The 14967-nt window shown below is 56.5% G+C and carries 12 protein-coding genes; 7 read left to right on the top strand and 5 right to left on the bottom strand.

Annotation, left to right across the window (positions count from 1 at the left end; genetic code table 11):
* Positions 1-6: 6 nt before the first annotated feature.
* The 3 genes from polA to PUV47_RS06505 all read right to left on the bottom strand — a co-directional run bounded on the left by polA (position 7) and on the right by PUV47_RS06505 (position 4534).
* Positions 7-2961, bottom strand: a complete 2955-nt coding sequence (gene polA, locus PUV47_RS06515; RefSeq protein ID WP_274217702.1) for a DNA polymerase I — start codon at positions 2959-2961, stop codon at positions 7-9.
* Positions 2962-3057: 96 nt separating this feature from the next.
* Positions 3058-3819 carry a DUF2092 domain-containing protein gene (locus tag PUV47_RS06510; RefSeq protein WP_274217701.1) on the bottom strand — a complete coding sequence of 254 codons (762 nt, stop codon included), beginning with the start codon at positions 3817-3819 and terminating at the stop codon, positions 3058-3060.
* Positions 3820-4000: 181 nt separating this feature from the next.
* Entirely contained in the window at positions 4001-4534 is a 534-nt protein-coding gene (locus PUV47_RS06505; protein WP_274217700.1) for an FxsA family protein, read from the bottom strand.
* Between the two features lie 288 nt (positions 4535-4822).
* On the opposite strand from PUV47_RS06505, the gene PUV47_RS06500 reads away from it, so the two are divergent.
* The 7 genes from PUV47_RS06500 to trpS all read left to right on the top strand — a co-directional run bounded on the left by PUV47_RS06500 (position 4823) and on the right by trpS (position 13353).
* Positions 4823-5560, top strand: a complete 738-nt coding sequence (locus PUV47_RS06500) for a Tim44/TimA family putative adaptor protein (RefSeq protein ID WP_274217698.1) — start codon at positions 4823-4825, stop codon at positions 5558-5560.
* Positions 5561-5670: 110 nt separating this feature from the next.
* Entirely contained in the window at positions 5671-6663 is a 993-nt protein-coding gene (gene mltA, locus PUV47_RS06495) for a murein transglycosylase A (protein ID WP_274217697.1), read from the top strand.
* Positions 6660-7286, top strand: a complete 627-nt coding sequence (locus PUV47_RS06490; RefSeq protein ID WP_274217696.1) for a Smr/MutS family protein — start codon at positions 6660-6662, stop codon at positions 7284-7286. The genes mltA and PUV47_RS06490 overlap by 4 nt, the downstream gene beginning before the upstream one ends.
* Complete coding sequence (locus PUV47_RS06485; protein ID WP_274217695.1) at positions 7283-7654, top strand: helix-turn-helix domain-containing protein; 372 nt, start codon at positions 7283-7285, stop codon at positions 7652-7654. Before PUV47_RS06490 ends, PUV47_RS06485 begins: the two co-directional genes overlap by 4 nt.
* 90 nt (positions 7655-7744) lie before the next feature.
* Positions 7745-10573, top strand: a complete 2829-nt coding sequence (locus tag PUV47_RS06480; RefSeq protein ID WP_274217694.1) for a [protein-PII] uridylyltransferase — start codon at positions 7745-7747, stop codon at positions 10571-10573.
* Positions 10574-10582: 9 nt separating this feature from the next.
* The gene (murJ, locus tag PUV47_RS06475) at positions 10583-12151 is read left to right on the top strand and encodes a murein biosynthesis integral membrane protein MurJ (RefSeq protein ID WP_274217693.1); all 1569 of its coding nucleotides are present in this window, start codon (positions 10583-10585) and stop codon (positions 12149-12151) included.
* A gap of 113 nt (positions 12152-12264) precedes the next feature.
* The gene (trpS, locus tag PUV47_RS06470; RefSeq protein WP_274217692.1) at positions 12265-13353 is read left to right on the top strand and encodes a tryptophan--tRNA ligase; all 1089 of its coding nucleotides are present in this window, start codon (positions 12265-12267) and stop codon (positions 13351-13353) included.
* A gap of 61 nt (positions 13354-13414) precedes the next feature.
* Here trpS and PUV47_RS06465 read toward each other — a convergent pair whose 3' ends face one another.
* Together PUV47_RS06465 and PUV47_RS06460 are read right to left on the bottom strand one after the other, a co-directional pair.
* Positions 13415-14542 (bottom strand): HlyD family secretion protein, encoded by a 1128-nt coding sequence (locus PUV47_RS06465; protein WP_274217691.1) that lies wholly within the window; start codon positions 14540-14542, stop codon positions 13415-13417.
* Entirely contained in the window at positions 14542-14892 is a 351-nt protein-coding gene (locus PUV47_RS06460) for a DUF3302 domain-containing protein (protein WP_274217690.1), read from the bottom strand. Before PUV47_RS06460 ends, PUV47_RS06465 begins: the two co-directional genes overlap by 1 nt.
* Positions 14893-14967 lie beyond the last annotated feature (75 nt).

Below are 14967 nucleotides of genomic sequence, written 5' to 3'. Positions count from 1 at the left end.
AGGCACTTAGTGCGCCTCATCCCAATTGTCGGCAGCTTCAGCTTCCACCTTGAGCGGCACAGAAAGCGTTAGTGCTGGCTCTGCAGCTTGCTCCATGGTGCCGATGACAATATTCTTGGTTTCCTCGACCTGATCTTCAGGCAGCTCAAAGATGAGTTCATCATGCACCTGAAGCAGCATCTGCGCTTCCAAGCTCGAATTCTGCAACACGTCATCCATCCGCACCATGGCACGACGGATGATGTCCGCCGCTGAGCCCTGAATTGGGGCATTGATTGCAGCGCGCTCATAGAACTGGCGCATGTTCGGGTTCTTCGTGTTGACATCCGGATAGTGCGCTCGGCGGCCGAAAATGGTTTCAACATAGCCGTTGGCATGGACGAACTTTTTCGTCTCTTCCATGTACTCCTGAATGCCAGGGAAGCGCTGGAAGTAGGTCTTGATGTAATCGCCTGCCTCACCTCGCGAAATGCCCAGCTGATTGGCCAGACCGAAGGCGGAAATGCCGTAGATGATGCCGAAATTGATGGCCTTGGCCTGACGGCGGATCATTGGGTCCATGCCTTCAATGGGCACACCGAACATCTCTGAGGCCGTCATGGCGTGAATGTCCAGATCTTCCGCAAAGGCCTTTTTGAGCTGCGGAATGTCTGCCATGTGAGCCAAAACACGCAACTCGATCTGACTGTAGTCAGCTGAGATGAGCTTCTTGCCTTTGGCTGCCACGAATGCCTTGCGGATCTTTCGGCCTGCTTCCGTGCGGATTGGAATGTTCTGAATGTTCGGCTCGGAGGAGGACAGACGGCCCGTCGTTGTGGACGCCAGCGAAAACGATGTATGCACACGCCCCGTTTCCGGGTTGATGTAGTTGGGCAGAGCATCCGTGTAGGTAGACTTGAGCTTGGACAGCTGCCGCCACTCCACGATCTTGGAGGGCAGCGGCTCACCTTGCGCCGCCAGATCCTCCAGCACAGATGCGGAGGTAGACCAAGCGCCGGTCTTGGTCTTCTTGCCACCCGGCAGACCCATCTTGCCAAACAGGATCTCTCCCAGTTGCTTTGGGCTGCCGATGTTGAAACTCTCACCGGCCATCTCAAAGATTTCGGCCTCTACGCTTGCTGCGCTCTGCGCAAAGTCTCCCGAGAGGCGGGAAAGCATCTGCCGGTCGATGGAAACACCACGGCGCTCCATCTTTGCAAGCGTTTCCACCATTGGGCGCTCGAGGCGCTCGTAGACATGTGCCATCCCTTCTGCGGCAAGGCGAGGCTTCAAGATGTGCCAAAGGCGTAAAGTCACGTCCGCATCTTCGGCAGCATAGGCGGTCGCCTTGTCCAGCGGCACCTTGTCGAAGGTGATCATGTTGCGACCAGAGCCACAGACTTCCTTGAAGGGGATGGGCGTATGATCAAGCCAACGCTGGGCAAGCTCATCCATGCCATTGCCGCCCACACCGGCATCAAGCACGTAGGAGAGCAGCATGGTGTCGTCGAACGGCGTCATTTCGATGCCGTAGCGGCTCAACACCAGCCAATCATACTTCATGTTCTGCGCGATTTTCAGGATCGAGCGATCCTCAAGCATCGGCTTGAGCACTTCCAACGCGTCACTCAACTTGATCTGCCCGGAGACGAGGCCGCCTCCGCCCAGAAGATCGCCATCGCCGTCAACATGGCCAAGTGGGATGTAGCAGGCCTTGCCGGGGACAGCCGCAAGGGACACGCCCACCAAATCTGCCTGCATGGCGTTGAGATCGCTGGTTTCCGTATCAACTGCTACATGGCCAACTTCATAGATCTCTGCGATCCATTCCTTCAAGCGCGCGATATCGGATACTGTTTCGTATGCGGAACTATCAATAGAGATGGCGCTTATTTCGGCCTTTTTGGCTGCCACCAATGCGCCAGGTGTCCACAGACCACTCCCCGTGTTTCCGCCTTCTGTACCGCTGTTGTTCTCAGGCTTTTCCTCCGCCGGTTTTTCTGGAGTCCAGCCCACAACCGGTACATCGGCCGGTTCAACTGCCTCAGCATCGGTACTGGTGATTTCCGCCACCTTGCGGGTCAGTGTCGTAAAGCCCATGGCCTTCAAGAAACCCAAGGCGGTCGGCCCATTCACCTGTGTGATGGAAAGGTCTTCCATCGGCACCTCAACCGGCACATCTTCCTTCAGCTGAACCAGCTTCTTGGAAATGCGGGCCTGCTCGGCAAACTCGATCAGGTTTTCACGGCGCTTCTTTTGCTTGATGGTCTCCGCCTGTGACAGCAGCGTTTCAAGATCTCCAAACTCGTTGATCAGAAGGGCCGCTGTCTTGAGACCAATCCCGGGAACACCCGGTACGTTGTCCACGCTGTCTCCTGCCAGAGACTGCACCTCAACAACCTTGTCGGGCCCAACACCGAACTTTTCAAAAACTTCCTCTGAGCCAATCACCTTGTTTTTCATGGTATCGACCATGCCGATGCGGTCCGTCACCAGCTGCATCAGATCCTTATCGCCCGAGACGATGGTGACGCGGGCGCCAGTTGCGGCGGCCTGACGGGCATAAGTGGCGATCAGATCGTCTGCCTCATAGCCCTGTTGCTCAATTGCCGGCACGCCAAATGCGCGTGTTGCCTCGCGGATCAAACCGAACTGAGGAATGAGGTCTTCCGGCGCATCGGGGCGATGAGCCTTATATTCTGGGTAGATGTCATTGCGGAACGTGGTTCCGGACTTGTCAAAAATCACCGCAAAATGCGTCGGCTCATCACCCTTTTCCTTGGTGGGCCCTTCCTGGATCATTTTCCAGAGCATGTTGCAAAAGCCCGACACAGCTCCGACCGGCAGGCCATCTGGCTTCCGGGTCAAGGGCGGGAGCGCGTGATACGCACGGAAAATGAATGTGGAACCATCAACCAGAATGAGGTGGTCGTTCTCGGTGAGCGCAGGTGCAGAGGATTGATTTGACATGAGCGCGATCATGCCCAGTCGCGCCACGGTTGAAAAGGGAAAAAGCGCCCCTCAGCGAGCTATTCGCAGCTTTGATTAGTAATGGCAAACCCGCTGTGATTTTGGCGACTACCGCCGTTCAACACTACGCTCACCCATTTGAAAGGGGGCCGCATTGGCTGGCGGGTTGAAGTCAAATACCGCCAGATCATGCGATGTTTCCAAATCCCACTGCATGAAGCGCACATGGGTCTGAGGTTCTCCGGGCTCTTTGGTGTGGGTGAGGATCAGATATCTCGGCAAACCGGTATCGGAGGATATCCAAACCTGCCAATGCAGGGTTTCGGAGACAAAGGCGAGATGATCTGCATCGCCCTCCGGGAAGCTGGTGCGTCCGATGAACAAAGCCCGCTTGGTGAGTGTTGGCAGGCGCTCTGACAAGTTCCTGTCCACGATATCAAGCCCAGGAAGTTTCAGGCCGAAATCCTCCCGCAAAACCATCAGAAGGTCCATGTTGGTGGCGTTGAAGTCGCCCTCCGTGAAGAGGTTCCGAGTCTTGTCATAGTAGCTGATGATGCCGTCATAGAAATACAGCTCACTGACACCATCAACTCTTGGCATGATGATCTTCAGCTTGTCAGTGCCGGAAATTTTAGCCTGATATTGATAGACGAAATTGAGCGATACGCCGTCTCGGAACACCCGCTCCTCGCTCACAACTGCCGTAAAACCGATGTTTTCGCTCTCGGCAAAACGCTCCATCATGACATGAAGACGTTCTATGGCCCTGTTTTCCTGGCCCGCTGCAGGGACGACGAGGACAACGACAAAACATAGTAGAAAAAATAGCAGCGACGCACGCAGATGTGAGATCGGAAGCAGGTACAACATGAGTAGCCAGAGCCTTTTGTTGTTCTTGTTGCTGGCAAGCTGAAGCTACTCTAGCTGAAGGATAGAAACAAATCCCTTCTTCTCACTTCTGAATCGGCGCAAATATGACGCTCTGACCTACCGTTTCCGCAATTAGGGGATCATCCAACGCTTGGAGGCAGATCAAAGCAGGGGCGCTTTTCTAATTGCGATCTTCCGGCTTCCACGGTGTGTCGCTGTCATGCTCGATGGTGCGCGGACCCGACTGGGATGGTCCGCTTGAATCGCCGGGCTTGTGGCTTGACCACTCATCCGCGTCCAGATCCACAACGCCGTCTTCCGTACGATAGTGGCGGTGCATGTGCACGTTGCCATGTACTTGCACACGAGAGGCCAAAGCACGGCCAAGGTAGGTGCGCACGGCTGGAATGAAGAGCAAAAGACCAATGGCATCAGTAAAGAAGCCAGGAATGAGAAGACAGATGCCCGCCAGAACGATAAACGCACCATGTACCATTTCGTCGCCTGGCATGCGGCCCGCATCCATTTCTGAACGCATGCGCATCAGCAGGCTGAGTCCTTGGTGACGCAGAAGCGCTGTGCCAGTAACGGCCGTCAGAATCGTCAGCAGGATCGTTGGAATCGCGCCAATAACGCTTCCGACCTCCACGAACAAGAAGATCTCGACGGTGGGGACAAGGATAAAGGCGGCTAAAATTATAAGTCCGACAGGCATGGCGCTCGCATTGTTTTACCAAACGCCCTATATATATGGGTTGATGGCCAAAATTGCGAGTATGTATTGCTGGTAATGTCGCGGAAGACCTCTCTACTTCGAGTCTAAAGGGGCATCGGCAATAAAATTCGTGTTTGATATGGTGCTAAGCCATTGGATGTTGGCCTCATAACCCTTAGATTGGGGTCAATATGTACACTATGGCTGTTTAGGGCGTGTCACGCTGAGCCGAGGGGCGATGTCGAGATGCGGCAGCATTAACTACAAAGGATTGGTCGGTAACGCGACATGAGCGAAATTTTCGACGTCACCAATATCATCATTCTGGTCGTAGCAGTGGTCATTTTCCTGCGTCTCCGTTCAGTCTTGGGCAAGCGGACAGGGAACGAAAATCCGCCTTATGATCCGTACTCCGCTCAACCGGGCAAGGATGCTCAGCATGCACCGCAAGGCCAGTCTGGTGACAATGTCATTCAGTTGCCGGGCAGTGCGCAGCAACCTGCCGGTGTAAATGCCAATGAGGCACAAGAGCTTGCCGAAGAAGCCATTGACCAGATGGCGCCAGTGAATACGCCGCTGAACGACAATCTCCGCGCTATCCTCGCCGCAGAGCCTGGCTTTAATCCCAAGGAGTTTCTGCAGGGCGCAGGTGCGGCCTATGAAATGATTGTCACCGCCTTCGCACAAGGTGACCGCAAGACCCTTAAGTCATTGCTTTCTGAGGATGTTTACGAAGGTTTCGTGGCCGCAATCGAAGCTCGTGAGGCCCGTAAGGAGCGCGTAGACTTCACCTTTATCGGCATTCAGAAAGCCAGCATTTCTGATGCGGAATTGAAGGACAAGGTTGCGCAGCTCACCTTGAAGATCAAGAGCCAGCTGATCACCGCGACCCGCGGTCCGGAGGGGCATATCGTTGAAGGTGACCCGACAAACGTGACCGAAGTGACCGACATCTGGACCTTCAGCCGCGAGACCGGAACACCAGACCCTAACTGGAAACTGGTGGCGACTGAATCCGGCGAATGAGCTCAAACAGCGTGAAGGGATGGCGGCTTTTTTTAGCGGCCTCCCTTTTTGTTTTGGCCGGAGCCGCCCTTGCTTTTTACGCAAAGCAAGCACAAGCAAGCGGACCGCCAATGCAACCTATTGAATTTTCAGAGATTTTTGGATGGGCTGCAGATGATCATTCTGCGGCCCTTCATGCGTTTGCGCGCTCCTGCCACCGCCCGGCAACCAAGGCCAGGGGGAAAGAAGGGGAATTAATCGCAGAGCTTTGCAAGAAAGCCCGCGCCCTCGTGCCCGCCTCCAATCGGCAAGCCCGAAAGTTTTTTGAAGAGAACTTCATTGCTCTGCGTGCAAACGAAGCCGGGTTTGTAACCGGGTATTATGAGCCCGTCCTGCAAGGCTCGTTGAAGAAAACCAAGGACTACGCATGGCCACTTCATGGCCTGCCAAAGGATCGGCGCAACCTGCCAGACCGAGCTGCGGTGATGGATGGAGCGCTGGACGGAAAAAATCTTGAAGTTCTGTGGGTTAAGGATCCGGTGGACGCCTTTTTCACGGCCATTCAAGGGTCTGCCCGGGTTGAAACTGAAGATGGAAGAACCTATCGCCTGCGGTTTGCGGGCAAGTCCGGACACCCTTACACACCGGTTGGACGGCTTCTCATTGAACGGGGACAAGTTGCCCGAGAGGACATGTCCATGCAAGCCATACGGGACTGGATGGGCGCACACCCGAAGGGCGCGCTGGAGTTGATGCGCGAGAACCGCTCCTACATCTTCTTCACCCTTGAAGAGGAGAATAACCGGGAAGATGGCCCGATCGGCGCAGCCGGCGTGCCGCTTGTGGCTGAGCGTAGTTTGGCGATAGACCCGCGTTTCCACGAATATGGCTTACCCATTTTCATCGGGACCCGCTTGCCTGACGCTCGGGGAGCGGTTAAACCCTTCAACCGATTGATGGTTGCCCATGACACCGGCTCGGCAATACTCGGATCAGCTCGAGGGGATATCTTCTTTGGCAGCGGTCCGGCAGCCGGGGACAAGGCTGGGCGGACGCGCCACAAAGCTGATTTCGTCGTTCTGCGACCGAGAGCACAAACAGGTAAAGATGCAGAAGGCCGATGATCGCTGAGAGCCGAAAAAGATCCCGCCGCAAGGCCTTGAGCAAGGAAGACAAGGCGCTTTGGCAGAAGGTGACGGCCACGCTGACACCCATCAAGGCCAACCGCGCAGCGTTTGTTGAAGCGCTTGAGGAACAGGTAACCGACAGCGAGCCTGCGACCGCAGCAAAAGCATCACCTGTAAAAGACACAAAAAAACAGCAGCTTAACGGCGTGAGCATGCCAAGTAAGCCAACCCCGCCGCCGCTGCCACCGCTGGCCCCCATGGCCAAGCGGGAACGACGCAAGGTGGTGCGTGGCCGTGGCAAGCCGATTGATGCCCGTATCGACCTGCATGGCATGACACAACATCAAGCCCATGACCGGCTGCGGGGATTTCTTTTTCAAAGTCAGGCCTCCGGTCATTCACTGGTGCTTGTGATCACGGGGAAAGGTGCGAGCCCGGACAGCGCACCTTACGGGGATACGCGCGGGGTGCTGCGCCGTATGGTGCCGCAATGGCTGTCGCTCCCGGACTTCCGCAGCTTCGTTGTGGGCTTTGAGCAGGCGCATGCGTCGCACGGCGGAGAGGGGGCCCTTTATGTTAGAATCCGCCGACGCAAGGGAGTAAGCGGGGATTACTCATGACGCCTTTTGGTGCGAAGGTGCGCGAGCTACGCATAAAACGAAACGTGACATTGAAAGAGATGGCGGAAGCGCTCTCCGTTTCCTCAGCCTATCTGTCCGCTCTGGAACACGGAAAGCGCAGTAAACCAACATGGTACATGGTCCAGCGCATCATCACCTATTTCAACGTGATTTGGGATGAAGCGGAAGAACTGCAGCGCCTCGCCGAGCTTTCCGACCCGCGCATTACCATTGATACAGGGGGATTAAGCCCCCAAGCCACTGAGCTGGCGAACTTGCTGGCACTGAAAATAGGTGGTCTTTCTGACGAGTCCCTGAACCATCTTTTGCATCAACTCCGTGTGGTTTCTGCGCGCGATAACGTTTAGGGTGAATCGCCTCAGCTTTTTGAAACGATTTTGCGTTGAGTTGAGCTAAAGCGTCATTTTCTGCGTTGCTCGCTCCATGGAAGTTTAAAGATGACACCACGCGACCTTGAGATCGAACATCTGGTACCGGTCAACGACGTTCTCGTCTCTTTTGAGAACGTGATTTCCGAGCATGGTGGAGACCCATCAAGCCCCAAGGTGCGGAACGCCATCCTAGGTCGGCTGAAGGAACTGAACAGCGATGCCCGAAAGACCATCGAGCAAATGCTGTTTGCAGATGGGAGTGGGCGCCACTGCGCCGAGCGCCTGAGCTTCGTTCAGGATCTCCTCATCAAAGTGATTTACGAGTTCGCCACAAAACGCGTCTACCCCAACCCGACCCCCAGCAAAGCGGAGCGCCTCTCCGTGATTGCCGTTGGTGGTTATGGCCGAGGGACACTGGCACCGAAGTCAGACGTGGACCTGCTTTTCCTGTGGCCGTACAAACAGACCCCCTGGGGAGACCAGATCGTGGAGTACATTCTCTACATGCTCTGGGACATGGGGCTGAAGGTAGGGCATTCCACCCGAAACCTTGACGAATGCATGCGTCAGGCAAAGGCAGACATGACCGTGCGCACGGCGCTGTTGGAATCCCGCCTTGTCTGGGGCGATGCAGAACTGTTTGACGAGCTGGTCAAACGCTTCGACAAGGAAATCGTTGCGCAGACCGGCAAGGAGTTCATTGAGGCCAAGCTGGCCGAGCGGGATGAACGCCATGAGCGGCAGGGGTCCTCGCGCTATCTGGTAGAACCCAATGTGAAGGAAAGCAAAGGCGGTCTTCGCGACCTGAACACGCTGTTCTGGATCGGAAAATACTTCTACCGAGTGGATAATGGAGCCGATCTTGCAGAAATTGGCGTTTTCTCTCGGGGGCAGCTGAACCGCTTCCGCAAGTCTCAAGATTTTCTCTGGGCAGTGCGGTGCCATCTGCATTTTCTCACCGGGCGAGAAGATGACCGTCTGTCCTTCAACGTGCAGCGTGAGATTGCCGAGCGCCTTGGCTACAAAGACCATCCCGGAATGCGGGACGTTGAACGCTTCATGAAGCACTACTTCCTCGTGGCCAAGGATGTGGGGGACCTGACCCGCATTTTTGCGGCTGCGTTGGAGGAACAACATGTAAAGTCCGCACCGAGTCTGTCGCGTTTCTTGAACGTGATGGTACCGGGGCGCAGGTCGCGCAAGACCGCCATCAAGGGCACCAAGGACTTCTTCATTGAAAATGGCCGATTGGTGCATGCCTCCAAAGAAGTATTCAAAAGCGATCCCGTGAACCTCATCCGGGTGTTCTATCTGCTTGATCGCAACAATCTGGACATGCACCCCGAGCTGTTGAAGCTGATGCGCCGCTCTTTGCGGCTGATCGACAACACACTGCGGGAGGACGAAAAGGCGAACCGGTTGTTCCTGAAGGTGCTGACCTCACGCTCCGATCCTGAAATCGTGTTGCGCTCGATGAATGAGGCGGGCGTGCTGGGGCGTTTTCTGCCGGAGTTTGGCAAGATCGTCGCCATGATGCAGTTCAACATGTACCATCACTACACAGTGGATGAGCACTTGATCCGCTCTATTGGCGTGTTGTCCGAAATTGAGCGGGGCCTTGGCAGCGAAAACCACCCGCTTTCAACGGACCTGATCAAAACCATTCCGAACCGCACCGTGCTTTATGTGGCCACGCTGCTGCACGACATTGCCAAGGGCCGACCTGAAGACCATTCCGTGGCCGGTGCCCGCATTGCCCGTGCCTTGTGCCCCCGGCTTGGCCTAAGCCCGTCCGAGACCGATACGGTGGCCTGGTTGGTTGAGATGCACCTTGAAATGAGCAACGTTGCCCAGTCTCGGGATCTGAATGATCCGCAAACGATCCGAGACTTCTGCAACAAGGTACAGAGCCTTGAGCGCCTCAAGCTGCTGTTGATCCTGACCGTGGCGGACATCCGCGCGGTGGGGCCCAACACCTTCAACGGGTGGAAGGGGCAGCTGCTCAGAACACTTTATTACGAGTCCGAAACAATCATGAGTGGCGGCCATGGTCAGCTGTCTCACCGGCAGCGGCTCGACTATGCCAAACAAGAGGTTTTGGAACGTCTGGAGCACTGGCCGGAGGAAGAAAGGCAGGCCTACCTTGGACGTCATTACCCGGCTTACTGGTTACGGGTGGACCTGGACCGCAAACTGCGCCATGCCGAGCTGATCCGCACAACCGACCAGAAGGAAGAGCACCTGGCCACCATGGTCCAGCCGCACGCCTTTGAGGAAATCACCGAGATCACCGTGCTGGCACCTGACCATCCACGTTTGCTCTCCATCATCGCGCAGGCCTGTTACGCCGCTGGCGCCAACATCGTTGATGCGCAGATCGACACCACCAAGGATGGCCTCGCCCTCGATACCATTACCATTCGCAGAGAATTGCCGCTGGACGCTGATGAGATGCGACGCGGCAAGCGCATTACCGAGATCATCGAGAAAGCCTTGCACGGCACCAAACCGATTCCAAAGCCTAGTCGCAAGCAACAGAACGCCTTGCAGAAAAACGAGGCGTTTGATGTGCGCACTTCTGTGAGTGTCAGCAACTCCTGGTCTGAGCATTTCACGGTGGTGGAAGCCTCCGGCCTCGACCGCCCCGGCCTGTTGTTCAGTCTGACGAATGCGCTTTCGGAACTGAACTTGAACATTGCCTCCGCCCATGTGGTGACCTTTGGCGAAAAAGCGGTGGACGTCTTCTACGTGACCGACCTTACCGGGCAGAAAATAAGCAATGTTGGTCGTCAGGATGCCATAAAGGCGCGGATAACGGAGGCTTTCGACGGTGAAGCCGTCAAGAAGCCACGCCAAACCCGCCATCGCCGTCGCCGAGCGCGACTGGCCAGCTAGTGATACAAGATGCTGTTCAGAAACTTTGCAACCGTTGGCGGGGCAACCCTGCTCAGCCGTCTTCTCGGCTTTCTGCGTGATGTGATGCTCGCCGCCTTTGTCGGGGCCGGGCCGGTGGCGGATGCTTTTGTGGTGGCGTTTCGGCTGCCGAACCTGTTTCGCCGCCTGTTTGCGGAAGGGGCCTTCAACTCTGCCTTTGTGCCGCTTTTTGCCCGCTCCCTCGAAGAAAAGGGAGAGGAGGGCGCGCGCCAGTTTGCCGGGGAGATTGCAGCAGCGCTTTTCTGGACACTGGTGGTGGTCACGGCGCTGGCTGAAATCGCCATGCCGCTGTTGGTGTACGTGCTGGCACCGGGGTACTTCAGTGATCCGGCAAAGTATGACCTGACCGTGTTGATGGCGCGGGTGGCCTTTCCCTACCTTTTGTTCATGTCGCTGCTGGCCTTCATCAGCGGTATCTTGAACACCTTCCAGCGCTTTGCTGCGGCAGCCATGGCACCGGTCATGTTGAATGTGGTGATGGGCTTGGTGCTTGCCGGCATTGGGCTTGCCGGGCTGGAACCTGATGCCACAACAGGCGTTATTCTGGTAGCGGGTGTCGCCGTTGCGGGTGTGGTTCAGCTGGCGTTTGTGGCGGTGGACCTGAAACGCTTGGGCTTCAAAATCCCACTGTTTCGCCCGCGCTGGACACCCGGCGTCAAGCGCCTTCTGGCCCTTGGCCTGCCTGGCGTTCTGGCTGGAGGCATTACCCAGATCAACATTACCGTTGGCACCATTATCGCCTCCATGCAGGAAAGCGCCAACTCTTTCCTTTACTACGCGGACCGGGTCTATCAGCTGCCGCTTGGCGTGGTGGGCATTGCCATTGGCGTTGTGCTGCTGCCCAGCCTGACGCGCTCACTGCGTTCCGGGCAGGATGAAGAAGTGCTGCGCATCCAGAACCGATCCATGGAATTTGCTCTGGCGCTGACCTTGCCCGCCGCAGTGGCGCTGGTACTGATCCCACGAGAAGTGATCAGTGTGCTGTTTGAGCGTGGTGCATTTGGCCCGGAAGCGGTGGACCAGACCGCATGGGCCTTGATGGCGTTTGCCGTTGGCCTGCCTGCCTTTGTGCTGAACAAGGTTCTTTCGCCGGGGTACTTCTCCCGCGAGGACACCAAGACGCCCATGTACTTTGCTGGTGTTGCCATGGTGATCAACGTGGGTCTGGCGTTGGCCCTGTTCCCATTCATGGCCCATGTGGGCATTGCGGTGGCAACCTCTGTGGCCGGATGGGTGAACACGGCGCTGTTGGGCCTGCTGCTTTACAAGCGGGGGCACTTCAAGCTGGACGCCGCTGCAGTGCGCCGGGTGCCTTTGCTGCTGTTGGCGAGCGTGCTGATGGGCGGTGTCGTGCTGGGCTTGTCGACCTATGTGCCGGGGGCAACCTCGCCGCAGTTTCTGGTCAGGGCCGGGCATCTGGCGCTTCTGGTAACTGCAGGTATGATTTCCTTTGGTGTATTTGCCCAAGTTACCGGGGCGGTGAACTTTCTGGGATATGCCAAGCGGTTTGCAGGGCGGAAAACCTCCGGCACCAGCTAGTTTCGCCGTTTGAACACCTTGCCAGCACGAGGGCGAGCCGCTAACAGTGCATGCGCATATTGCATGCCCATCAGGCCCTTCCAACAGGCCGTAGTATCTAGGGAAACTTTCTAATGACGGCGTTTCAGCCCCGCGTTTTCTCCGGTGTTCAACCCACCGGCAACCTTCACCTTGGCAACTATCTTGGTGCCATCTCTCGCTTTGTTCCGCTTCAGGACCAGATGCCAGCGCTTTATTGCGTGGTGGATCTGCACGCCCTTACCGTGTGGCAAGACCCTGAAGACCTGACCCGCGCCACCCGTGAAGTCACGGCTGCCTATCTGGCAGCGGGCATTGATCCGAAGAAAGCGATCATCTTCAACCAGAGCCAGGTGAAGGAACACGCCGAACTGGCATGGGTGTTCAACTGTATCGCGCGCATGGGCTGGCTGAAGCGCATGACACAGTTCAAGGACAAGGCAGGCAAGAACCAGGAAAACGCAAGTGTTGGCCTGTTCGCCTATCCAAACCTGATGGCCGCTGACATTCTGGCTTATCGTGCAACCCACGTGCCGGTTGGCGAAGACCAGAAACAGCACCTTGAGCTGACCCGCGACATCGCACAGAAGTTCAACAACGACTATGCAGAGCGGATCAAGGAACTGGGCCTTGGCGTGCCAAACCCTGAGCCAAATCCGGAAATGCCGGATGAGCTGTACTTTCCGCTGACAGAGCCAATGATTGCAGGCACCGCGACCCGCATCATGAGCTTGCGGGACGGTACCAAGAAGATGTCCAAGTCCGACCCTTCTGATCTGTCCCGCATCAACCTGACCGATGATCAGGACGCCATTGCCAAAAAGATCAAAAAGGCGAAGACGGACCCGGAACCACTGCCAAGCGAAGTGAAGGGCCTTGAAGAGCGTCCAGAAGCCAACAACCTGGTTGGCATCTACGCAGCGCTGTCAGGCCAGACCAAGGATGAAGTGCTCGCCGAGTTCGGTGGACAGCAGTTCTCCGCGTTCAAGCCTGCGCTCTCCGAACTGGCTGTGGCAAAGCTTGCGCCCATGTGTGAGGAGATGAAGCGTCTTGTGGAAGATCCTACGCACATTGACGCCATTCTTGGCGAAGGTGCAGAGCGTGCAGCAGAGATTGCGGAGCCAGTTCTGCATGACGTGCGCCGCATTGCGGGCCTTCTTGAAGCGCGGTATGGCCACCGCTGACCTCAAGAAGACTACCAGTTGAGACAGAAAAGCCCCGGAAAACGCTCCGGGGCTTTTTGGTTTAGTGGTCGAAGGAGAGGTAGTGCAGCCAAGACTGCATGCGCAGCAGCACCTTGCGAATGATCGACACGTGGTGGAAGTAGTCGGTGTAAACCGCCACCTGCCCATATGAGCCGCCCGGCAAGGCGTACTCCCGCATGTCTTCGTCAAGATCGATGATCACATTCATGCGACCCGGATCACCCCTGTCTTCCGGGGAGATGATCTCGCCGCTGGGAGCGACCTGGCCTTCAGGAATGTACTCGATGACAGCCGAGATCTTGCCTTTGAAGATGCGGCCGGGAATGCCGAGGAACGCAACCTCCGCTTCATCGCCCACTTGAAGGCGCTGCATGTGAACCTGCAGGAAGCTAGCGATGACCTGATTGGGCTGCTCTTCGATGAACACCATGCTGGGGGCAATGCGCCGGGCCATGAAGCCGGGGCGGACCGCCAGACTGGTGACATAGCCATCTGCCGGAGCCTTGATCGTGGCTTGATCCAGCTCCCACTTGGCCTGCGCCAATTGGGACTCGATTTCTGCGATCTGGGCAGACTGACCGGAGGCGGTTTGGGCCCCCACATCAAGTTCGGCGCTGCGCAGGGCCGCTTCTGCGCTTGCCAGGCTGGCCTGCGCGGTTTCCAACTCACGGTCGCGGAATTCCAGAGAAGCAACGGACGCCACATCCCGTTCCACGAGAGTAGCGGCATCATCACGGCGGGTTTGCGCCAACTGAAGCGCGGCGTTGGCAGCCTGCACGTTTGCCTGCGCTTCTTTGACGGCTTCCTGCTTGGCATCAAAATCTGCCACGACCAGCGCCTTGCGGGCTTCCAGCTCCTGAACCCGGTTCTGGACCTCCGTGTCGTCCAGAACCAAGAGCGGCGTGCCCTTTTCAATGCGGACGTTGGGTTGGACGGGGACCTCGACAATGGGCGCGCGCAGGTAGGAAATGATGGGGGTGGTGCGGTAAAACGTGGTGGCGATGGTTGTGGCCGGGTGGCTGTAGTTCATCAACAAAAGCAGGCCGGCGATCAAAAACACGCCGCCAAGGCCGGCGGTGGTCAATGACCACTCGTTTACCGGGATGCGAAAGACCTTAAAGATGACCGTGCAAATGGCCACATAGGTGAGAATGAGAAGAAGGTCCATCAGTTGCCCCCCTGCTTTGCGTCATCAAACGCCTGCAGCCTTTGTTGCATGGCCGCGATCTGAGCAGTGAGTTCATCAACCTTGGCTTCCAGCTCCTCTTCTTTGCGCTTGAGGGTGCCAAAGCCATAGCCACGGTCCTTCTGGTACATGGTTGCCCAGATCCAGAGAAATGGCCAAATGGCATGAAGCGTGAACAGGGACACCCACCCGGCCGCATAGATGGCGTCCTTGTGGGGGTGTTCGCGTTTCTCGGCGATCTTGTAGGGAATGTCGTGGATGTAGACGATGCCGTACACCACAACCAAAATCACAAAGATGATGAGAAACAAGGCAAAATAGTTCAGAAACACTGCCAGCTCCTGTTACTTCAGGATTGTTTTTCTTTGATTACGTTAGGGCAACATCTTCCGCGAAAGGTGTAAACA

This window comes from Pseudovibrio exalbescens, assembly GCF_028737195.1.
GTDB classification, from domain to species: Bacteria; Pseudomonadota; Alphaproteobacteria; order Rhizobiales; family Stappiaceae; genus Pseudovibrio; species Pseudovibrio zosterae.
Note: the sequence above shows the minus strand (reverse complement) of the source record. Positions and strands in the feature narration are given on the sequence as shown.